Origin of the sequence: Dactylosporangium sucinum, assembly GCF_014647515.1 — a bacterium.
In the GTDB taxonomy this organism is placed as follows: Bacteria; Actinomycetota; Actinomycetes; order Mycobacteriales; family Micromonosporaceae; genus Dactylosporangium; species Dactylosporangium sucinum.
The window spans coordinates 21,132-41,647 of the sequence record NZ_BMPI01000004.1 but is presented as its reverse complement, the minus strand read 5'-3'; the positions used below and the strand labels follow the sequence as shown (position 1 = coordinate 41,647).

At 71.6% G+C, this 20,516-nt stretch carries 16 protein-coding genes and 1 riboswitch; of the genes, 8 read left to right on the top strand and 8 right to left on the bottom strand.

All coding sequences use genetic code 11. The features are described 5' to 3' along the window. Window positions 1-696, top strand: a 696-nt coding sequence (locus tag IEZ31_RS04360; protein ID WP_190248414.1) for a peptidylprolyl isomerase, incomplete at its 5' end; no start/stop codon positions are given. On the opposite strand, the gene IEZ31_RS04355 is transcribed toward IEZ31_RS04360, so the two are convergent. Further along, window positions 674-2,125, bottom strand: coding sequence for a CCA tRNA nucleotidyltransferase (locus IEZ31_RS04355; RefSeq protein ID WP_190248413.1), 1,452 nt, complete (start codon window positions 2,123-2,125; stop codon window positions 674-676). The genes IEZ31_RS04360 and IEZ31_RS04355 overlap by 23 nt on opposite strands. A 159-nt stretch (window positions 2,126-2,284) precedes the next feature. Between IEZ31_RS04355 and murJ the strand changes: the two genes are divergently transcribed. The 7 genes from murJ to IEZ31_RS04320 all read left to right on the top strand — a co-directional run bounded on the left by murJ (window position 2,285) and on the right by IEZ31_RS04320 (window position 10,658). Beyond that, window positions 2,285-4,102 (top strand): murein biosynthesis integral membrane protein MurJ, encoded by a 1,818-nt coding sequence (gene murJ / locus IEZ31_RS04350; protein WP_190248412.1) that lies wholly within the window; start codon window positions 2,285-2,287, stop codon window positions 4,100-4,102. Window positions 4,103-4,845: 743 nt separating this feature from the next. After that, complete coding sequence (locus IEZ31_RS04345; RefSeq protein ID WP_190248411.1) at window positions 4,846-6,369, top strand: protein kinase family protein; 1,524 nt, start codon at window positions 4,846-4,848, stop codon at window positions 6,367-6,369. Between the two features lie 37 nt (window positions 6,370-6,406). Then, window positions 6,407-7,009 (top strand): RNA polymerase sigma factor SigM, encoded by a 603-nt coding sequence (gene sigM / locus IEZ31_RS04340; RefSeq protein ID WP_190248410.1) that lies wholly within the window; start codon window positions 6,407-6,409, stop codon window positions 7,007-7,009. Continuing rightward, complete coding sequence (locus IEZ31_RS04335) at window positions 7,006-7,923, top strand: RsmA family anti-sigma factor (RefSeq protein ID WP_190248409.1); 918 nt, start codon at window positions 7,006-7,008, stop codon at window positions 7,921-7,923. The genes sigM and IEZ31_RS04335 overlap by 4 nt, the downstream gene beginning before the upstream one ends. Window positions 7,924-8,032: 109 nt before the next feature. Beyond that, window positions 8,033-8,959 carry a thioredoxin-disulfide reductase gene (trxB, locus tag IEZ31_RS04330; RefSeq protein ID WP_190248408.1) on the top strand — a complete coding sequence of 309 codons (927 nt, stop codon included), beginning with the start codon at window positions 8,033-8,035 and terminating at the stop codon, window positions 8,957-8,959. 26 nt (window positions 8,960-8,985) lie between these two features. Continuing rightward, complete coding sequence (gene trxA, locus IEZ31_RS04325; protein ID WP_190248407.1) at window positions 8,986-9,321, top strand: thioredoxin; 336 nt, start codon at window positions 8,986-8,988, stop codon at window positions 9,319-9,321. A 179-nt stretch (window positions 9,322-9,500) separates the two neighbouring features. Continuing rightward, on the top strand, window positions 9,501-10,658 hold the full coding sequence (locus tag IEZ31_RS04320; RefSeq protein ID WP_190248406.1) for an N-acetylmuramoyl-L-alanine amidase: 1,158 nt from the start codon (window positions 9,501-9,503) through the stop codon (window positions 10,656-10,658). Between the two features lie 17 nt (window positions 10,659-10,675). Here the strand turns inward: IEZ31_RS04320 and IEZ31_RS04315 are convergent, their stop codons facing one another. From IEZ31_RS04315 to IEZ31_RS04285, 7 genes are all read right to left on the bottom strand, one after another. Then, window positions 10,676-11,353 (bottom strand): GNAT family N-acetyltransferase, encoded by a 678-nt coding sequence (locus IEZ31_RS04315; RefSeq protein WP_190248405.1) that lies wholly within the window; start codon window positions 11,351-11,353, stop codon window positions 10,676-10,678. Window positions 11,354-12,397: 1,044 nt separating this feature from the next. Continuing rightward, complete coding sequence (locus tag IEZ31_RS04310) at window positions 12,398-13,180, bottom strand: hypothetical protein (RefSeq protein ID WP_190248404.1); 783 nt, start codon at window positions 13,178-13,180, stop codon at window positions 12,398-12,400. A gap of 246 nt (window positions 13,181-13,426) precedes the next feature. After that, a complete protein-coding gene (locus IEZ31_RS04305; RefSeq protein ID WP_190248403.1) occupies window positions 13,427-14,434 on the bottom strand; it encodes a ParB/RepB/Spo0J family partition protein in 1,008 nt (335 codons plus the stop codon). Continuing rightward, a complete protein-coding gene (locus tag IEZ31_RS04300) occupies window positions 14,431-15,693 on the bottom strand; it encodes a ParA family protein (RefSeq protein WP_373294503.1) in 1,263 nt (420 codons plus the stop codon). Before IEZ31_RS04300 ends, IEZ31_RS04305 begins: the two co-directional genes overlap by 4 nt. A gap of 286 nt (window positions 15,694-15,979) precedes the next feature. Next, entirely contained in the window at window positions 15,980-16,672 is a 693-nt protein-coding gene (gene rsmG, locus IEZ31_RS04295) for a 16S rRNA (guanine(527)-N(7))-methyltransferase RsmG (protein WP_190248401.1), read from the bottom strand. Window positions 16,673-18,532: 1,860 nt separating this feature from the next. Continuing rightward, window positions 18,533-19,417, bottom strand: coding sequence for a bifunctional 5,10-methylenetetrahydrofolate dehydrogenase/5,10-methenyltetrahydrofolate cyclohydrolase (locus tag IEZ31_RS04290; protein ID WP_190248400.1), 885 nt, complete (start codon window positions 19,415-19,417; stop codon window positions 18,533-18,535). Between the two features lie 22 nt (window positions 19,418-19,439). Then, window positions 19,440-19,523, bottom strand: a riboswitch (ZMP/ZTP riboswitch). Window positions 19,524-19,756: 233 nt separating this feature from the next. Next, complete coding sequence (locus IEZ31_RS04285; protein WP_190248648.1) at window positions 19,757-20,356, bottom strand: Jag family protein; 600 nt, start codon at window positions 20,354-20,356, stop codon at window positions 19,757-19,759. Window positions 20,357-20,516: the final 160 nt, after the last annotated feature.

The window sequence follows — 20,516 nt, the reverse complement described above, 5'->3', positions numbered from 1 at the left end:
GGCCGGCCGGCCTCGGCTCCTGCTGCCTCCTTGGAGACTGACGCGTCGGCACCGCCGCCACCCAGCGTCCCCGGCACCAGCCGCGGGCCGGCCGCCGGCCCGACCGTGGGCGGTGCGCCGCCGGCCGGCACCGGGGCACCCTGCGCCTACCCGTCGGCCGACCGGGGCAACGACGAGGCGCGCCTGGTGGCAACGCCCGCGCCGCGCTCGACGCTGACCGGCAAGCTCACCGCGACGATGGAGACCAACCAGGGCCCGATCGGGCTCGAGCTGTACGCCGACCGGGCGCCCTGCACGGTGAACTCCTTCGTCCACCTGTCCCGCGACGACTTCTACAGCGACACCCCGTGTCACCGGCTGACCACCGAGGGGCTGTGGGTGCTCCAGTGCGGCGACCCGAGCGGGACCGGCACCGGCACGCCCGGCTACCGGTTCGGCGAGGAGAACCTGCCGACGACCCTGCCGCCCTATCCGCGGGGGACGCTGGCCATGGCCAACGCCGGGCCCGGGACGAACGGGTCGCAGTTCTTCATCGTGTACCGCGACAGCGACATCTCGCCGGACTACTCGATCTTCGGCCGGGTGACCAGCGGCCTCGACCTGCTGGACAAGGTCGCGGCCGCCGGCACGGCGACGGGCACGGCGAACGGGCCGCCGAAGCTCGCGGTGCAGATCACCGAGGTCCGGGTGCCGTGATCCCCTCGGCCTCGGCCCAGCGGAGCAGCTCGGCCTCGGCCTCGTCCGGGTCCAGGGGGCCGCGCTCGAGGCGGAGGTCCTTGAGGTACCGCCAAGCCTTCCCCACGACCGGGCCGGGTGGGACCCCCAACAGCTCCATGATCGCGTTGCCGTCGAGGTCGGGCCGGACCCGGGCGAGATCCTCCTCGGCGGCGATCCGCGCGATCCGCTCCTCCAGCGCGTCGTAGTCGGCCGCGAGCTGGGCCGCCTTGCGCCGGTTGCGCGTGGTGACGTCGGAGCGGGTGAGGCCGTGCAGCCGCTGCAGCAGCGGGCCGGCATCGGTCACGTAGCGGCGGACGGCCGAGTCGGTCCACTCGCCCCGCCCGTACCCGTAGAAGCGCAGGTGCAGGGAGACGAGCTCGGCCACGTCGGCGATGACGTCCTTGGGGAACTTCAGCGCCTTCATCCGCTGCCTGGTCAGCCGCGCGCCGACGACCTCGTGGTGGTGGAAGCTCACCCCGCCGTCGGGGCCGACCGCCTTCGTAGCCGGCTTGCCGATGTCGTGCATGAGCGCCGCCATGCGCAGCGTGAAGTCGGCCCCCTCCTTCTCGTGGGCGATCGCGTTGCGCACCACGATCAGGGTGTGCTCGTAGACGTCCTTGTGCTGCGCGTGCTCGTCGATCTCCAGCTTGAGGCCGGACAGCTCGGGCAGGAACTGCTCCGCCAGCCCGGTGTCGACCAGCAGCCGCAGGCCGGTGACCGGGTCGGCGCCGCACATGAGCTTCACGAACTCGTCGCGGATCCGCTCGGCGGTGATCCGGGACAGGTCGGCGGCCATCGCGGTCATCGCCGCGTAGACCTCGGGGGCGACCTCGAAGCGCAGCTGGGCGGCGAAGCGCGCGGCCCGCAGCATGCGCAGCGGGTCGTCGGCGAAGGAGTCCTCCGGCGCGCCCGGCGTGCGCAGGACGCGCTCGGCCAGGTCCTCGAGACCACCATACGGATCGGTGAACTCGTGGCCCGGCACCGACACCGCCATCGCGTTCACGGCGAAGTCACGGCGGCGCAGGTCCTCGCTGAGGCTGTCGCCGTACTGCACGATGGGGTTGCGGCTGACCCGGTCATACGCGTCGGCGCGGAACGTCGTGATCTCGATCCGCAGGCCGCGGCGCGCGATGCCGATCGTGCCGAACTCCGCGCCGGTCGTCCACACCGACTCGGCCCAGCCGTCGACGATCCGCAGGGTGTCGTCGGGCCGCGCGTCGGTCGTGAAGTCGAGGTCGTCGCCGAGGCGTCCGAGGAGCGCGTCACGGACCGAGCCGCCGACGAGGTGGAGCTCGTGGCCGGCGGCTTCGAACCGGCGGCCGAGCTCGTCGGCGACGGGGGAGACGCGCAGCAGCTCGTGCACGGCACGGCGCTGGGCTTCGGTGAGGGCGCGCTGGGTCTGGGACATTGGTTGGTCAGCCTATCGCGGTCGGTACGGCAGCCACCGAGGGTAGCGGGCTCGTGTGGATCGGGTCGCGCGATATTGACGGGTCCTCGGAAGTGTCGGGGGGTGCCACTATGGTCTGTGCTTGCGAGGGGAAGTACTGGCCGAGTTGGGGTGTAGCGGATGGATCCGGCACGAGACGGGCGCTGGAGCAATGAGCCGACGGTCGCCCTGAACCCGGTCGGGCAGCCCGAGCCGCCGACCGTGCGATATGACCCGGTCAACGCGCCGACCGTCCGCCTGCCGGTCGTGCCCGGGCCGCAGGTCGTCTCGGACGCGCCGGTCGTCGAGGAGACCGCGCCGCCGCCGTCGCCCGGCGACGACGAGAGCACCGGCACCGTCGTGCGCAACAGCAGCACGATGGCCATCCTGAGCCTGATCAGCCGGGGCACGGGCTTCATCCGCGCGGCCGCCATCTCGGCCGCGATCGGCGGCGCGGTCGTCGGCGACGACTACACGCTGGCCAACAACCTGCCCAACCAGATCTACGAGCTGCTGCTCGGCGGCGTGCTGGCCAGCGTGCTCATCCCGACCCTGGTGCGCGCCCGCAAGGAGGAGCCCGACCGCGGCGAGGCCTACGCGCAGCGGCTGCTCACCCTGGCGGTGGTGACGCTCGGCGCGGCCACCCTGATCGTGGTCCTGGCGGCGCCGCTCATCACCGCGATCTACACGCTGGGCAACGACCGGGTCACGGCGGACGACCGCGACCTGATCACGTTCCTGGCCTACCTGCTGCTGCCCGAGATCTTCTTCTACGGGCTGGCCGGCATCTTCGCCGCGATCCTCAACGTGCGCGGCCACTTCGCGGCACCGATGTGGACGCCGATCCTCAACAACGTCGTCATCATCGCCACCGCCGGCGCCTTCATGCTCGTGCGCGGCTCCGGCCTGCCGACCCCCGAGACGATCACCGTCCCGCAGATCCTGGTCCTCGGCATCGGCACCACGCTGGGCATCGTGATCCAGGCCCTCGGCCTCTGGCCGGCCATGCGCAAGACCGGCTTCCGCTGGAAGTGGCGCTTCGACTTCCGCAAGCTGCACCTGCGCGAGTTGGGCAGGCTGGGCGCCTGGATGCTGCTCTACGTCGCGGTCAACCAGATCGGCATCACGGTCGTGATGAGCCTGGCCAAGAACAACCAGGTCCGCGGCGGCGACGGCCCGATCATCTTCAACAACGCGTTCCTGATCTTCATGATGGCGCACGGCATCGTGGCCGTCTCCGTGATCACCGCGATGATGCCCCGCATCTCCTCCGCGGCCGCCGACGGCCGCTTCGGCGACGTGACCGACCAGCTGTCCCAGGCCACCCGCCTGGCGTCGGTGATCCTGATCCCGGCCGCGGCCATCTACGTGGTCCTGGGCCAGCCCCTGGCGGTGACGCTGTTCGACTGGGGTGAGTATGGCTACGACGCCGCCCTGGCGACCGGCTGGGTGGTGAGCGCGGCCGGCCTGGGCCTGGTCCCGTTCGCCCTGAGCCAGATGCAGACCAGCGTCTTCTACGCCATGCGCGACACCCGCACCCCCGCGCTGGTGAACATCGGCGGCGTGGCCATCCGCCTCCTGCTGGACGTGGCGTTCTACTTCCTCCTCCCGATCGCCGCCGTGACGGCGTCGCTGATGGTCGGCACGGCGCTGTCGTTCGTGGCCGCCCTCCTGCTGGGCTACTGGCTGCTCCGCACCCGCCTGGGCCGGCTGGGCCTGGCCCGGGTGGCCGACACCCTCCTGCGCCTGACGGCCGCGGCGGCAGTGGGCGGCGCCCTGGCCTTCGCGGCGTCGTGGGCCATCGCCCGCGTGATGGACCCGGGCAAGCTCCTGGGCGTCGTCCAGCTCCTGGTGGGCAGCGCCGTCCTGCTGGCCGCATACGCAGCGCTGGCCCTGGTCCTCCGCGTCCCGGAGGTCCGCCAGTTCGCCACCTTGATCAAGTCCAAACTCGGCCGCTAGCCTGCCCGCCACCCTCCAAGCCCACACCCAGCCCGCCGGACCCGCCGCACCCTGCACTGCCGCGCCCCGGGGCCTGCCGCGCATTGAGCTCGGCCGTGCTCGACCCGCCACGGCCCTCGACCCGTCGCGCGTCCAGCCGCCGCTTCTTGAGCCGGCCACGCCCTGAGCCAGCCGTGCTCTGGAATCGCCATGCCCTCGAACGCAAACACCGCAGGCATCCCCGCAGGTCCGCCGCCGCCCTCAGGTTCGGCGCTCAGGTCCGTCCATGATCAAGGGAACGATCTGGCTGTCGGGGCAGCCGGAAGTCTCCCTTGATCATGGACGGACCTGAGTCCGGGATGGCGACACGCCCGTGCCCTCGAGGGCGGAAAATGTCAAGTTCGTGCAACCTGGCCGAGCGGAGCCGCGTCCCAGTACGGACCGGTCGTGAAGCTGGTCACCCGGCGGTTGTGGTCTTGGGAGGCCAGGGGTTGGGTGGCCGGCGACCGCGGGCGGTTCGGGTGCTGGTCGGGACCGGGCGAGCTGCGGTGAAATGCGGATGAATGGCAAATGACCGCTATGTCGGGACATGGGTGATCAATTGGCATCGAGTGGGGTGGTCTGGAGATGATGACGTGTCGGAGACCCGAGAGCTGACCGGTAAGGTCAACCTCGACGCCCCGCCGGAGCGCTTAGGCTTAGTGACTGCGACTCGCGTTACGACGGACGCCACTGGTCGGCACACGGATCGGAAGGGAGGACGGGTGGCTGAGCTCGACGAAGGGCTGGAGGCCGCGGGAGGCATCCCGCAGGTCCTGACCTTCGGCACCCCATCCGTCGGTGAAATCCTTGCCGAGCGATACCAGCTCGAAGAACACATCGGCAACGACTCGTTGGGCCGCCAGCTCTACCGCGGCATCGACGTCATCCTGCGTCGCCCCGTGGCGGTGGTGCTGCGCTATCCCGGTGGGGACAGCGCGAAGGAGATGCTGGCGGCGGCCGTTGCCGCCAGTCGCATCGTGCACCCGCACCTGGTCGGCGTCTACGACGCGATCGACGAGGGCGACCGGGCCTACGTCGTGCGCGAGTGGGTCGACGGGATCGCCTTACGGGAGATCGTCGCGTCCGGGCCGCTCGACGCGGCGCGGTCGGTGGCGATCGCCTGGGCCGTGACCGACGCGGTCGCGGCGCTGCACGGCACGGGGATGGCGCACGGCAACGTGCACCCCGGCACCGTGCTCGTCGCGCACGACGGGCGGGTCGTGCTGACCGACGCCAGGGCCGACGACTTCGCGACGCCCGAGAAGGACATCCGCTCGATCGGCGCGATCCTCTACTGCGCGCTGACCGGTTACTGGCCGCATGCCGAGGCCGGGTCGACGTCCGTGGCCGACGGCGTGCGCGACTCGTCCGGGGCGCTCACCTCGCCGCGGCAGGTGCGGGCCGGAGTGCCCGCGCACCTCGACTCGCTGGTCGCCGACCTGCTCAACCCCGAGATGCCGCTGCCGTCGGCCGAGTCGCTGGCGGGCGAGCTCGCCTCGTTCGGCAGCTTCGACGACGACGAGCTCGGTGACGGCGACGGGCGGGCGCTCGACCTCGACGCGTTCGACGCCGCGGCCGCTTCCCCGGCGCCGCCGAAGCCGGCCGGCCGCAAGCTCGCCGTGGGCGTGGTCGGCCTGCTGGTGCTGGCGCTGGCCGGCACGCTCGCGGCCGCGCGGGTGCTCGGCGACCCGGCGACGCCCGACGCCTCGCCGACGACTGGCGGCCCGTCGGGGACGACCGCGTCGCAGCCGGCCAAGCCGGCCGGGCAGCCGGTCGAGTTCAAGATCGACCCGACCAAGGTCCGGATCGTCGACCCGCAAGGCAACCGCTCCGAGGTCAAGGACGCGGAGAAGACCGTCGACGGCAACATGTCCACGGTCTGGAAGACCGAGAAGTATCCGCAGGCCAACTTCGGCGCCAAGAAGGACGGCATGGGCGTCTGGATCGACCTGGGCGAGGCCAAGCAGGTCGTGTCCGTCGAGGTCGACCTGACCACGCCCGGGGCCGACGGGGAGCTGCGCTCCGGCGACGCCGACCTGGGCAGCGGCAAGACCCAGGACCAGCAGACGGTCGCGCAATACACGATCGTGGGCGAGCGCAAGTCGCCCATGGCCGGCGTGACGCTGTTCCCCGGCCCGGAGAAGCCCACGCAGTATCTGCTGGTCTGGATCACCAAGCTGCCGAAGGAAAGCAACGGCAGTGGGTATCGGGTCGCTATCGGAGAGATAAAGGTCCGCGTCCAGTAGCCCCCACGACGCGCTCGTGGTCGATAGGGTGCCTGCCGTGGACGCAGTCGACGGCAGGGACGACACGTCGCTGTTGCGCGCCCACGCGGCGGGCGATCCGAACGCGTTCGGCGAGATCGTGCGTCGGCACCGTGACCGGCTGTGGGCGGTCGCCCTGCGCACGACGGGCGACCGCGAGGAGGCCGCCGACGCCCTCCAGGACGCACTGCTGTCCGCGCTGCGGGCGGCGAACAACTTCCGCGGCGACTCCGCCGTCACCACCTGGCTGCACCGGATCGTCGTGAACGCCTGCCTCGACCGCATGCGGCGGCGGCAGGCGCGGCCCACCGTCCCGCTGCCCGAGACCGACGTCACACCGGCGCCGGCGGCCGACCGCGACACCGCCATGGACGTCCGCAAGGCGCTGCAGGAGCTGCCGGCGGAGCAGCGCGCCGCGCTGGTTCTGGTCGACGTGCAGGGGTATGCCGTGGCGGAGGCCGCCGTGATCCTCGGCGTCGCGGAGGGCACCATCAAAAGCAGGTGCGCTCGCGGGCGGGCGCGGATGGCGCTGCTGCTCGGCCACCTGCGGAACCCGGCCGCCGACAAGAGCGTCCCATCTCCGATCAGCCCATCCACGTCGCGGAAGGAGGGTGGCGCATGACGGCCTTCTCGGATGCCGACCTCGACCGGCTCGCCGACTTTGTCGGCGGGGCGCTCGACGGCACGCCCGAGGCCGACGACGTGCGCCGCCTGGTGAGCACCGACGAGTCGTGGGCGGAGGCCTACACGGCGCTGGTCACGGCGGACGCCGCCGTTCGGGACGAGCTGCGTTCCCTGGGGTCGGAGGCGCCTGCGGTACCGCTGGATGTGCAGCAACGGCTGGACGCGGCCCTGACGGCGGCGATCACCGCGCCCCCCGCGGGCGCCCCCGTGGTTGACCTGGCCCGGGCCCGCGAGGCGCGCAAACGGCGCCGGCAGCGCTGGATGGTCGGCCTGGCCGCCGCGGCCGCGGTGCTCGTGTGCGGCGGGGTGGGCGTGCAGGTGATCCGGCAGCAGGGCCTCGCGGGGTCCGACTCGGCGTCGACGAGCGGGCTCGCGCCGCAGAGCCGCCCCGGCGCGGGGGAGGCCACCCCGGCCGGCCCGCAGCTCAACGGCGGGCAGGCGGAGAGCGGCGGGACGCGCGCCGACGCGGGCGGCTCGGCGGTCGTGGTGACCGGTCGCGACTACGGGCCCGGGACGGTCGGCGAGCTGGCCCAGAGCACGTCGGTGCCCCCGGCCGGCTCGCTGACGGCCAAGGGCGACGCCGCCGGCAGGGACCTCTCCGCCGACGTGCCCGACCCGCTGCGCCGGCTCGGCGACCCGGCCGCCCGGGCCGCCTGCCTGACCGCCATCACCAGGGAATACGGTGGTCAGGTGGCGCTCGTCGACTACGCGCGGTTCGAGGGACAGCCCGCCCTGGTGGTGGTCCTCGACGGCACGCGTGTGGGCGCCGGCAAGCGGCTGATCGTGGTCGTCGGGCCCGAGTGCGGCGTCGGCAACGCGATCGCCGACGAGCGGTACCGGGGAACGGCCTGAGTTCACCCCGCCACGCAGCGGTGATGTGGCACACGAGTCATCGCTCGCCGGGAATGGTCGGTTCGTAGGATGAGTTTTGCTGGCACAGGCTGAATTCGAGGAGTCGACCGTGGACGAGGTCCGCAACCTGATCATCGTGGGGTCCGGCCCCGCCGGGTATACGGCTGCCGTCTATGCCGCCCGGGCCAACCTCAAACCGCTCGTGATCGAGGGTGTCACCTCCGGCGGTGCGCTGATGACCACCACCGAGGTCGAGAACTTCCCCGGCTTCCCCGACGGGATCCTCGGTCCGGAGCTCATGGACAACATGCGCAAGCAGGCCGAGCACTTCGGCGCGGAGTTCATCACCGACGACGCGACGCGGGTGGCCCTGGAGGGCCCCGTGAAGAGCGTGTGGGTGGGCGAGACGGAGTATCGGGGCCGTGCGGTCATCCTGGCCACCGGCTCCGCCTGGCGCCCGCTGGGCGTCCCGGGCGAGCAGGAGCTGCTGGGCCGCGGGGTGTCGTCCTGTGCGACGTGTGACGGTTTCTTCTTCCGCAACGAGGAGATCGTGGTCGTCGGCGGCGGTGACTCGGCGATGGAGGAGGCGACGTTCCTGACCCGCTTCGCCAGCAAGGTCACCATCGTGCACCGGCGCGAGGAGTTCCGGGCCAGCAAGATCATGGCCGAGCGGGCGCTGAGCAACGAGAAGATCGAGGTCCGCTGGAACAGCAAGGTGACCTCGGTGCTTGACGGCGGTGGCCGGGTCGGCGGTGTGCGGCTGGCGGACGTGCGCACCGGCGAGGAGACGGAGCTGCCGGTGGCCGGCATCTTCGTGGCGATCGGCCACGACCCGCGCAGCGAGCTGTTCCGCGGGCAGGTCGAGCTGGACGAGTCCGGCTACGTGAAGGTGGCCGCGCCCGGCACCGCCACCAACATCGAGGGCGTCTTCGCCGCCGGTGACCTGGTCGACCACACCTACCGGCAGGCGATCACGGCCGCCGGCACGGGTTGCGCGGCGGCGCTGGACGCCGAGCGCTACATCGCGACGTTGTAAGAGATTTTGAAGCAGAGGGAGAGCGCATGGGAGCCATCCGGCCCGTCAGTGACAAGACCTTCGAGGTCGACGTCCTCAAGTCGGACATTCCGGTTTTGGTGGACTTCTGGGCTGAGTGGTGCCAGCCGTGCCGGAAGATCGAGACGATGCTGAACGAGATCGCCGCCGGTGAGCTGGCCGACAAGGTGAAGATCGTGAAGGTCGACATCGACAGCAACCCGGAGACGGCCCGCGCCTACCAGGTGCTGTCGGTTCCCACGCTGACCGTGTTCAAGGACGGCGAGCCGTTCCGCTCGGTCGTCGGCGCGAGCCCGAAGAGCGCGCTCGTGCGGCTCATCGAGTCGGCCCTCGACCCGGCCTGAGCAGCGACTCCGGTGCACTGACCGCCCGCCCCGCGTCCCAGTCGACGCGGGGCGGATTGCTGCTGCGGCGGCGGGCGGCCCGGGGCGGTACGCTGCGGGAGCATTCGCCCTGTAACGGCGCGCTCGGTCGGGCACGTACGATTCCATCCCGGAGCCACAGGCATTTCAGGAGGACCAACATGCGTGCGATCCGGCGCGGGGCGCGGGGAGCGGCGGTTGCCGAGATCCGCAGCATTCTTGTCGTGCTGGAGCTCCTGGCCGATGATCTCTCGCTGTCCTCCGATCCCGAGTTCGACGACGCCACCGAGCGCGCGGTGCGCGCGTTCCAGCAGAGCCGCGGCCTGACCGTCGACGGCGAGGTCGGCGACGAGACCTGGCGGGCGCTCGACGCGGCCCGCTGGCGGCTGGGGCAGCGCGCGCTGTTCCACACGGTCGCCGACCCGTATATCGGGGACGACGTCCGCCAGCTCCAGGAGCGCCTGCTGGAGATGGGCTACAACCCGGGCCGCGCCGACGGCATCTACGGCGGGCGCACGGCGCACGCGGTCGCGCAGTTCCAGCGCGAGGTCGGCCTGCGCCCCGACGGCGAGTGCGGCCCGCAGACGGTCGGCGCCCTGCGCCGCCTCGGCCGCAAGGTGATCGGCGGGCGCCCGCAGCTGCTCCGCGAGGCCGAGGCCTTCCGCGAGTCGGGCACGTCGCTGCTCGGCAAGCGCATCGTGATCGACCCGGGCCACGGCGGACCCGACACCGGCCACGTGGTGCCCGACGGCCCGCTGCGGTGGGTGGAGGCCGACCTCGCGTATGACCTTGCGGCCCGCCTGGAGGGCCGTCTGGCGGCCGCGGGGATGCGGGTGAACCTGACCCGGGGTCCGGCGCCGGCGAGCGCTCTGAGCGACCGTGACCGGGTGCAGCTGGCCAACGAGCTCGGCGCCGACCTGCTCCTCTCGATCCACCTCGACGGCCACACGAGCCCGGAGGCCTCGGGCGTCGCCACGTACCACTACGGCACCGTCTCCGGCCCCACCTCCATCGTCGGCGAGCGCCTGGCCGGCCTCGTCCAGCGCGAGATCGTGGTCCGCACCGGCCTGCGCGACTGCCGCACCCACCCGAAGACCTGGGAGCTGCTCCGGCTGAGCCGCATGCCCGCCGTGCGGGTCGACGTCGGCTACCTCACGTCGCCCGCCGACCGCCAGCAGCTGATCGACCCGGCCTTCCGCGACCGCGTCGTGGACGCGATGATGGCCGCGGTGCAGCGCATGTATCTCCCGGTCGAGGCCGACGTGCCCACGGGCTCGATCGACGTCAGCCTGCTGCGCACCTTGACGGCGTCGGCATAGGCCCGTCGCGGGCCGGCTTAGTTCGTCATCTCCCGCGTCGCGGGACGCACCGGCAGCACCGGACGCAGCAGCGACTCGGGGCTCATCGAGCCGAGCAGCTTCTCGAGGGCGTACTCCACGTCCGACTTCCACGACAGCGCCGTGCGAAGCTCGAGCCGCAGACGCGGATAGCGTGGATGCGGTCGTACCGTCTTGAACCCGATCGACAGGAAGAAGTCCGCCGGCGCAAGGCAACCCCGCTCGTTGCGCCCGGCCTCGTCGACCTCGCCGAACTTGGCGTCGCCGAACGCCTCGATGGCCTTGACCCCGCGCTTGGTGAGGTCGCGGGCGACCCCCTGGACGAGCATGCGCCCGAGCCCACCGTCGGCGAACGGCTGCACGACGTGCGCCGTCATCAGCAGCACCGCGTCGGGGGAGACGGGCGACGTGGGGAACGCCATGGACCGCGGCACATACGCGGGCGGCGCGAACATGACGAACCCGGCCGGCATGCCGTCGACGTAGACGAGCTTGCCGCAGGACCCCCACTCGAGGAGGGTCTGGGACACCCAGGCTTCCTTCTCCAGCCCCGGGTCGCCCGCGGCGCAGGCCCGGTCGGCAGCGACCGGGTCCAGCTCCCAGAAGACGCATTCGCGGCACGATCGAGGAAGATCCTCAAGGGTGTCCAGCGTCAGACTCACGAGACGTCGCGACATTGGCCCATCTCCACCCCGCACCGCGGCGTGCCGTGACACGCCGGAGCTCCTCCGCCAACCGTGTTAGATGGTACGCACACCACACCGTCCGCGGGAGCCATCCGCCCACACTTCCTCACCCTGCCGGTCTCGCAACCTGCCGGTTACGGATGGTCCTCACCCAACGACCGTACGAGTCAGCGGCCCGATCACCCTCACTCCAGCCGCAAGTTCACCACTGGAACCACCACCGGGGTCTCGCTGTCCACGGCCCGGCGGGGACATCTCACCCTCATCCGCACCCGCGACGGTCCACAGCCGCATCGTTCAGACTGACTGTCCAAAGGCCGGCGTCGGTCGTCCACAGCCAGCTCGTCCACGATTCCAGCAGCCTGTCCACGAGCGCCTCGTTATCCACAGCCTCACCATCCACAGCCTCACCATCCACAGGCTTGTGCCATCCACAAGGCGCCGTCCGGGGCCGTCGAACACGTCCTGCCGCCGGGCGTGGTCGTCGCTGAGCGGCTCGGCATCGCTGAGCGGCTCGGCGTCGTTCAGTGCGGCGTTCGGCGTTCGGCTGACGTGAGTCCATGATCAATGGAGGAATCTGGTCGCTCTGGCAGCCAGAATCCTCCATTGATCATGGAGTCGCACATTTGATCATCGCTGCGGGCGAGGTTCGAGCGCCCGGCGTCGACATCGGGCGACATCAGCCGCTCCGATGCAGTCTGGTCGCGAAGGCGCGCCGAGGCATCGAGGATGAAGCGGCTTCGCGACCTCACGCGAACGAGGGACCAACACCGGGCCCGCGGCTTCGCGACAGGGTCAGCGATCGAGGGGCGAACATCGGCCCGCGGCGACGCGACAGGGCCAGCGATGTCGAACGGGCTTGGCTGCGCGGTGTTGTTGGCGCGGAGCGCTCGGGCGCTGCGGGGAATGGGTCGTGCGGACCTCGGCGCGCGGGCGGTAGCCCGCGGGTGCTTGGGGCGACGGCGATGGCAGCGTCCGTGGGGGCGGGACGGATGTCGCGCCCCCACGAGCGGTGTCTGGCGGGAGCGACGGTCGTCAGTTGCGCGGGCCCGAGCCATCCGCTTCGGCTTTTGGCTCGTCCGGGGCGTCGCCGTTGCCCTCGGCCGGCTCCGGGACGATGACCTCCGGCTGCACGGACGTGTCGCTGGCGGGCTCGGGCAGCTCGGCGTGGCTGCCCGGGTCGCCGAACGTCGTGGCGTCGTCGGCCGCGCGGGCCTCCTCGGCGAGCTTGGCGGGGGCGGTCCAGTTGATGCGGGGCGGCTCGGCGAGCGGGCGGCCGCCGAACTCGGCGAGCCAGGCGGCGACCAGGGCCAGGTTCTCGCGCCAGCGCTGCTCCGGAATCGGCGGGAGGATGTCATCCCACAGGGCCAGGAAGGTGCCCTGGAGTTGGAGGCGCCCATACGGGCGGGCGAGGAACCACAGGTGTAGGTGGGCGGCGCCGTCGCCCCAGCGGTTCACGTGGACGCGTGCCACGCCGTCCAGCGAACGGATCGCGCGCTCCAGGCGGACCGTCATCACGCCCAGCTCGGCGGCGAGCATGTTCGGCAGGTCGCCGAGGTCGAGGTGCGAGCGCGACTCCAGGATGAGCACCGCCGGCAGGCCCGTCGGGCGGTCGAGGCTGCGGACGCGCCAGCGGTCGCTGACCCAGATGTATGCCTCGTCCGGGGCGCCGCAGGCACGGCAATCGGCGGGGTTGTCGCCGTGCCTCGGGGGCTCGATCGGGACCGGTTCCAGGAGGCGCTTCACCCGGAGGTCACCCTCGAACGGGAACGTCGGCCAATAGGTGAAGGCGGGCAACTGCTGCGGCGTATCGGGCACGTGCCGACCCTAGCCGAACGCGGCGTCGGTGTCCGCACCCCTGTGGATAACCCACTCTTGCCGGGGTCAGCCGGTTCCGTCATCCACAGGGGCGCGAGCCTCCTACCACGTTGTTTCACGTGAAACCGCCCGCCTGTGGATAACCCCTGTGGACAAGGTTCCCCCAGAATCGTTCTCTCAAGATTTCTTCCGGGCGCAAAAAGAGGCCGGACCCGTTCCGGATCCGGCCTCTCGGGCTTGCCGACGTCAATCGCGGGCGGTACCGCGCTGTTCCTCGACGCCGATGATGCCGACGATCCGCTCGAGGTCGTCGACGGTCGCAAACTCGATCGTGATGCGGCCCTTGCGACGGCCGATGTCGACCTTCACCCGCGTGTCGAACCGGTCGGAGAGACGGTCGGCCAGGTCGGACAGCGCCGGCGCGTGCGGCTTCGCGCGCCGCTGCGGAGAGGCCGTCTTCTTCGGCGCGCCATCGCTGACCGCGACCTGGACCGCCTCCTCGGTCGCGCGGACCGACAGGCCCTCCTGCACGATTCGCGTGGCGAGCGACTCCTGCGCCTCGGCGCTGTCGAGCCCGAGCAGCGCCCGCGCGTGGCCGGCGGAGAGCACGCCGGCGGCGACGCGACGCTGGACCGGGGCCGGGAGGTTCAACAGGCGAATCGTGTTCGAGATCTGCGGGCGGCTCCGGCCGATGCGCCGGGCGAGCTCCTCGTGCGTCGCGCCGAACTCGTCGAGCAGCTGCTGGTATGCGGCCGCCTCTTCGAGGGGGTTGAGGTTCGCGCGGTGGATGTTCTCCAGCAGCGCGTCCCGGAGCATCGCGTCGTCGCGCGTCTCGCGCACGATCGCCGGGATGGCCTCCTTGCCGAGCGCCTGGGCGGCGCGCCAGCGGCGCTCGCCCATCACCAGTTCGTACTTCTTGTCGTCGGGCTGCTCGTTGTCGCGCAGCTCGCGGACAACGATCGGCTGGAGGAAGCCGACCTCCTGAATCGAGGTCTTCAGCTCCTCGATGGCCTCCTCGTCGAAGACCTGGCGAGGCTGCTTCGGGTTGGGGATGATCGCGCCGACCGGGATCTCGGCGAAGCGGGCGCCGGGCACCGGGGCGAGCGTGCCTTCCGGAACTGGGAGGTCGGCCGGGGCCGGTGGTGTTGCGAGCGCGGTCGCGGTGCCGCCTGCCGCGCCGTCGGCCGGCGCGGCGGCGGTTGGGATGAGGGCACCGAGCCCTCGCCCGAGACCTCCACGTCGGTTGGACTTCATGCGACTCCTCCCACCTGCGCGCCTTGCGCGCCGCGCAGCGCGATCTCCTGCGCCGCTTCGAAATAGCTGACCGCACCCCGGGACCCGGGGTCGTACGTCATGACCGACTGGCTGTAGCTGGGCGCCTCGGAGACGCGGACGTTGCGGGGGATGACGGCGTTGAGGCACTTGTCGCCGAAGTGGTTCCGCACGTCCTGCTCGACGAGGTCGGCGAGCCGGGTCCGCCGGTCGTACATCGTCAGGAGGACCGTCGAGATGTCGAGCTTGGGGTTGAGGTGGGACCGCACCAGCTCGATGTTGTTCGTCAGTGCCTGCACACCCTCCAGCGCGTAGTACTCGCACTGGATCGGGATCAGGACCTCCTCGGCCGCCACGAGCGCATTGACCGTGAGCAGGCCGAGCGATGGCGGGCAGTCGATGAAGATGTAGTCGTAGTCGGAGCCGCCGGCCTCGATGGCCCGCTTGAGCCGCGACTCGCGAGCGACCACCGAGACGAGCTCGATCTCCGCCCCGGCGAGGTCGATCGTCGCCGGTACCGCCCAAAGGTTCGGGATGCCCTCGACCTGCTGCGTCACCGCGTCGAGCGGAGCACCGTCGATGAGGCAGTCATACACGTCCGGTACGCCGGAGTGGTGCGGCACGTTCAGCCCCGTGGACGCGTTGCCCTGGGGGTCGAGGTCGATCACCAGCACCCGGTTGCCGTGGAGCGCCAGGGCGACGGCGATGTTCACCGCGGTGGTGGTCTTGCCCACTCCGCCCTTCTGGTTCGCCACACACATGGTGCGGCGCCGTGGGGGGCGGGGCATTGTGATCTCCCCGCTCGGGTTGAGAATCTCCACGGCGCGCTTTGCCTCCTGTGCCAGCGGGGGGTCTTCGGTTTCACGTGAAACGTACGCGTCTGTCATTGCGCCCTCGGGATCCGCGGTGGCGACGGACGGATGCGGCCGCGGGGAGGGTGGGGTACGGCGATCGTTCCGCTCCTCCGGGTCGGCCTGAGGGGTCTCGACTGGCGATGCTCCTCGGCCGTACACAGTACCGGTCGAGCGGTCGGGGCTCGGCGCACCCACGTGAAACTCCACCGTGCCTCCGCGTGTCGCCTGGGTCGTACTCGGTCGGATCGGTTCCTGGGGCCGTGGCTCGGTCGCTCGCGGCTGGGGTACGCCTCTACTTGACGGTCGGACGCCCCAGCCCTCCATTCCGGTTCCCGTTTCACGTGAAACGTGGCCGTCGCTGTGGTCGTCGCTGCTATCGCGCACCATGTCAGTTCCGTCCCGCTCGTGCCGCTCATCCGTCGCCGCCACGGTCGCCGTCGTACCCGCGGTGCCCGTAGTAAGAATGGCGCGCGGCCAGCCTACGGCGCTTCGCCGAGCGGAGCCATGACTCTCGGGCGCGTCGTTGGTCTTGTCACCCCAAGTCGTGCGCCAAAAGACCAGAAATCCGTCAACTCGGCGGAGGAGCCCGCCGAGGCGTTGCATCGGCGACATCGGCCAACCGATGCCGACGGTTCTTCCGTACTGCACTTGCTTCCCCCGTGATGCTGCTCTTCTATCTGCGCCTGGCCGTCTTGCGGCTTCCGCGCCCTGGCCTTGTTACGACCTCTCGTTCGCGTACGACCTCCACCACGGTGGTGGGCTCGGCGAGGAGGCCGTCCCCGCAGAGGCGCACCGCCGGAGTGCCCGCGCCGAGGCGCTCGAGGGCCTCCGCGTGCTCCTCGATCTCGGCCGCGGCGGAGGACCCCTTGAGCGCGAGCAGTCGTCCGCCGACGGCGGCGAGGGGGAGACACCAGCCGGCGAGCCGGTCCAGCGGGGCGACTGCTCGGGCGGTGACGACGTCGGCCGGGTCGAGCTGACCGACGCACTCCTCGGCGCGGGCCCGGACCACGGTGGTCCGGTCGAGGCCGAGGGTCGCCACCACCTCGTCGAGGAAGGCGGTACGTCGCGCGAGCGGCTCGACCAGGGTGACGGACAGGTCAGGGCGAGCCACTGCGAGCACCATACCGGGGAGCCCGGCGCCGGAGCCGACGTCCACTACGGAGGCCCCTGAAGGAATGAGGTCGGCGACGGCGGCGCAGTTGAGGAGATGGCGCTCCCAGATCCGGGGGGCTTCGCGGGGCCCGATGAGGCCGCGGAGCACGCCGTCGGTGATGAGGAGTTCGGCGTACTGCTGGGCAAGCTCCAGGCGGAGGCCGAAGAGCTTGTCGGCGGCGGGGCGGACGTCTGGGGGTACTGCGCCGGTCATCGGTCAAGCAAATCATGTCTCTGGTGGAGGGGTGGCGGGCGGTGGCTCCGGGCCACTCCATCGGGCTTGTCTTGTCCTCGTCTCTTGTCCTCGTCTCTTGTCCTCGTCCTGGACTCGAACCGGTCCGCGGCGGAGGTTCCCGCATCAGGAAGCCGCAGACGCACGCCGACGCGGCCAGCGCCGCTCGCGTCGGACCGGCCTCCACATCGAGCGCCGGACGCCACTGGCGATGTTTCACGTGAAACCGCCCGCGACCGGAGGGCAGCGACTCCAGCCACCGTCAGCACGCCGGGCCGACGCTCCGCCCACCGACGTGCCAGGAGAACGGCGGGTCGGCGCACTCTCGCCACCGGCGGCGACGCGGAACGAGTGGATGCGCCATCCGGAGTCGGCGCATTCGGTGTCGCCCGCGTTCTCTGCGTGCATTCTTGACTCCCAATGAGCCACCCACGGTGGGACGCCGGACGGCCTTCGGCGGGGTGTCGGCCCGCCCCGGCACTCCGATGCCACACGACGCCGTGCGAGGGACTGCCGGCCGAGCGATCGGAGGGCGCCGTACCCGAGCCGGCTCCGTGGACAGCGGGGTTGGCGCTTGGCGGGACTACCGAGCCGGGCGTGCTCGATCGGAGCGCGTGTGCCGGAGCTCCGCCAGTTGCGTCAGCTGACAGCGCGCAACGCGACCAGGCCGACAGTTCGATCGACCCATCGGCCAAGCGGTGCTCCTCCTCGGCAGGCGTCCCAGGCCGTCCAGCTGGCCAGCACCGTCGCCGTCGCCCCGAGCAACCCGAGGCACCGATCGCGACCATGTGGGCGAAGGCGCGGCTGGGCGACCGGGCAGGGCCAGCGCGGGACGACCGACGCAGGGCGACCATCAACACGGGGCACCACCAACGCGAGGCGTGGCCCGCCGGAGGGAATCGCTCCGGTGGCTTCGCCTGGCCCACGATCGCTGGCCATGTGAAGCGGGTATCAGAAGCGCAGGCCGACCACCGCGGGGTGAGCCATTGTGGGGCGATCGTCTGGGGCCGGTCGACGCGGCCGGCGGGCAGAGTCGGAGGCGCACTCGCAGAAGGTGCTCGGCGCTGGCGCTGCCGGCGTCCACATCACCGTCGGAGTCCCGCAGGGCCGGGCGAAGGACGTTCCCCCTTGGACCGCCCGAACGAAGCGCCCCATCGACGCCAACGTCGGGTAGTCCGACAGTCGATCAGCGAGAGGCGAGAGTCGGCGGCAGCCGCCGCGGCCCGGGTTCCGCTGCCGATGCCGATGGTCGCGCGAACACCAGGCACCCGGCCGCAGCGCTCGTCAGGTCGATCTGTGCAGCCCCGACGAACCGGCCAGGTTCACCAGCCGAGTTCAAGAGGGACATGGCAATGGTCGCCCAGCCGGCTAGCTCGTCGAGTCCGTGCCGATCCGAAGCAGGACTGCGGCTACTCCGCCGCTCGACGGGGGTCGGCCAGCCGCCGCGAGTGCGCTTCCGGCCACGCACCCGCCGCCCGCGACGGCCACCGCACCCACCGCCCGCCACGGCCACCGCGCACCCGCCGCCCACCGCAGGGGCCTGGCCGACACCGCGCTGCCGCGCCACCCGCCATCGCCCACCACCCTGCCGCGCCACCCGCCCACCGCGCCACCCGCCCACCGCGCCACCCGCCCACCGCGCCGCGCCGCCCACCGCGCCGTGGCCCGCCGCGGCCACGCCGCCTGACACGGACCACCGCACGCCGTAGGCCACCGCCTAGCGCGCACCGGCGGCCGACTTGCCGCGACAGCCGGGCGCCGAACAAGGACCAAGGGAGAACCGGTGGGAACGAAGCCGCCGGGCGGCCGGCCACGAAGGTCGGTCGCCCGGCGGGCCATGTTTCACGTGAAACGACGCTCGGCGGCGGTGATGGCGTTGCGGAAGAGCATGGCGACAGTGGTTGGGCCTACGCCGCCCACGCGTGGGGTGATGGCGCCGGCCACCGTGGCGCATTCCTCGGCAACGTCGGGGAGAAGGCGGCGACCCTCGTAGCGGACGCCGCCGCCGATGACCACGGCGCCGGGCTTCACGTGCTCGGGTTGGATGATGCCCGGGACACCGGCGGCGGCGATGAGGATGTCGGCGCGCTGGGTGTACCGGGGCCAGTCCGGGACGCCGGTGTGGACGACCGTCACGGCGGCGTTCGCCGTCGGGCGCTTCTGGGCCAGGAGCATCGCCAGCGGGCGGCCCAGGGTTGCGCCGCGGCCCAGGATCACGACCTCGCGGCCGCTCACCGGGATCTCGTAGTGGGCCAGCAACGCCTCGATGCCCGCCGGGGTGCAGGGGAGCGGGCCGGGCATGCCGGCGGCCAGGCGGCCGAGGTTGAGCGGGTGCATGCCGTCGACGTCCTTGTCGGGGTCGACTCGCTGCAGGGCCGCGTCGTAGTCGAGGTGCTGCGGGGTCGGGTACTGGATCAGCAGCGCGTGGACGTCGGCGTCCGCGTTGAAGGCGTCGATCACCGCGTGGAGATCGGCCTGGCTCGCGGTTGCCGGCAGGTGCTCGTGCGGGGAGGCGAAGCCGAGCTCGGCGGCCTGGCGCTGCTTGATCCGGATGTACCCAGCGCTGGCGTCGTCGTCGCCCACCAGGATCGTGGCGAGCGACGGGGTAACGCCGCGGACGCGGAGGGCGGCCACCCGGGTGGCGACGTCGGCCAGGATGCTGTCGGCGACCGGGGCGCCGGGCAGCAGGCGGGCGGTGGGAAGGTCGACGGAAGCGGTCGGCGACATAGGCACACGGCTCCTCACGGATCGCGGGAGCCCAGGCGGTCGACTCCCGCGAACGGAGCTCCCCGATGGTTGCCCATCCTTGGTGCCGCCAGTCGCGTCTGCCACCAGTATGCCCGAGATGTACCGCCGAACCCGAACCACCGCGGAGGGACGCCTCCAGTATCGACGTCGCGAGGAAGGACACCGGCTGGTCGGTAACAAAAGGACACAAGAGCGGAGCCGGCAACCAGGCGGAGCTGAACCTGCCGGAGCGCCAACACGACGGGAGCCGGAAACAGAGCGTCCCCGGCTCCCGAGTACGAAACTCGGGCGTCCGGGGACGCTGCAGTACCGAAGAAATCAGGCGGTCGGGCGGACCACGATCCGGCGGGAGGGTTCGACGCCCTCCGACTCGCTCTCCACGCCCGGCAGGGCGTTGATGACGTCGTGGACGCACTTGCGCTCGAAAGCGCTCATCGGCTCAAGGCGGACGGCCTCGCCGTACTCCTTCACCTTCTCCGCCGCGTTCTTGGCGATCGCGCCGAGCTCCTTGCGGCGCAGGGCGCGGTAGCCGCCGACGTCGAGGAGGAGGCGGCTCGGGGTGCCCGTCTGGCGGAACACGGCGAGCCGGCTCAGCTCCTGCAACGCCTCCAGCGTGGCGCCGCGCTGGCCGACCAGCGCCTGGAGCCGGCGGCCGTCGCCGCCCTCGACGACCTCGACCACCGGGCGGCCACCGACCACCAGCTCGTCGATGTCGCCGTCGTAGTCGAGGATGTCCAGCAGGCCCTCGACGTAGTCTGCCGCGATCTCGCTCTCCCGGAACAGGTCGGCCGCCGCTCGGCCGCCGCCCCCGGAAGCCGGCGCCTCGTCCGTCGCGTCCTCAGCGTCGTCCTCGGCGTCGTCCTCGGCCTCGTCGTCCGCGTCGTCGTCAACGGCGTCGAGGTTGGCCTTCTGGTCCAACTCCTCATCTTCGCTATCGGTGCCGCGCGCTTCGAGATCACTGGTGGTGTCGGTCACGAAACTCATCTCCGCTTGCTCGGGGCGCCGAGGCGCCGTCACAGGTCGTCGGTGAGGGGTGGTGGTACCGCAGGGAGCGCCGCACGCCGGGCCACGAGAGAGG

What these genes read in the sequence shown, in the direction of transcription:
- IEZ31_RS04305 (WP_190248403.1), bottom strand. Translation starts at nt 14,434, where the DNA reads ATGAAGTCCAACCGACGTGGAGGTCTCGGGCGAGGGCTCGGTGCCCTC.
- trxA (WP_190248407.1), top strand. Translation starts at nt 8,986, where the DNA reads ATGGGAGCCATCCGGCCCGTCAGTGACAAGACCTTCGAGGTCGACGTC.
- murJ (WP_190248412.1), top strand. Translation starts at nt 2,285, where the DNA reads ATGGATCCGGCACGAGACGGGCGCTGGAGCAATGAGCCGACGGTCGCC.
- IEZ31_RS04335 (WP_190248409.1), top strand. Translation starts at nt 7,006, where the DNA reads ATGACGGCCTTCTCGGATGCCGACCTCGACCGGCTCGCCGACTTTGTC.
- IEZ31_RS04355 (WP_190248413.1), bottom strand. Translation starts at nt 2,125, where the DNA reads ATGTCCCAGACCCAGCGCGCCCTCACCGAAGCCCAGCGCCGTGCCGTG.
- IEZ31_RS04320 (WP_190248406.1), top strand. Translation starts at nt 9,501, where the DNA reads ATGCGTGCGATCCGGCGCGGGGCGCGGGGAGCGGCGGTTGCCGAGATC.
- IEZ31_RS04290 (WP_190248400.1), bottom strand. Translation starts at nt 19,417, where the DNA reads ATGTCGCCGACCGCTTCCGTCGACCTTCCCACCGCCCGCCTGCTGCCC.
- rsmG (WP_190248401.1), bottom strand. Translation starts at nt 16,672, where the DNA reads ATGACCGGCGCAGTACCCCCAGACGTCCGCCCCGCCGCCGACAAGCTC.
- IEZ31_RS04315 (WP_190248405.1), bottom strand. Translation starts at nt 11,353, where the DNA reads ATGTCGCGACGTCTCGTGAGTCTGACGCTGGACACCCTTGAGGATCTT.
- IEZ31_RS04300 (WP_373294503.1), bottom strand. Translation starts at nt 15,693, where the DNA reads ATGGTGCGCGATAGCAGCGACGACCACAGCGACGGCCACGTTTCACGT.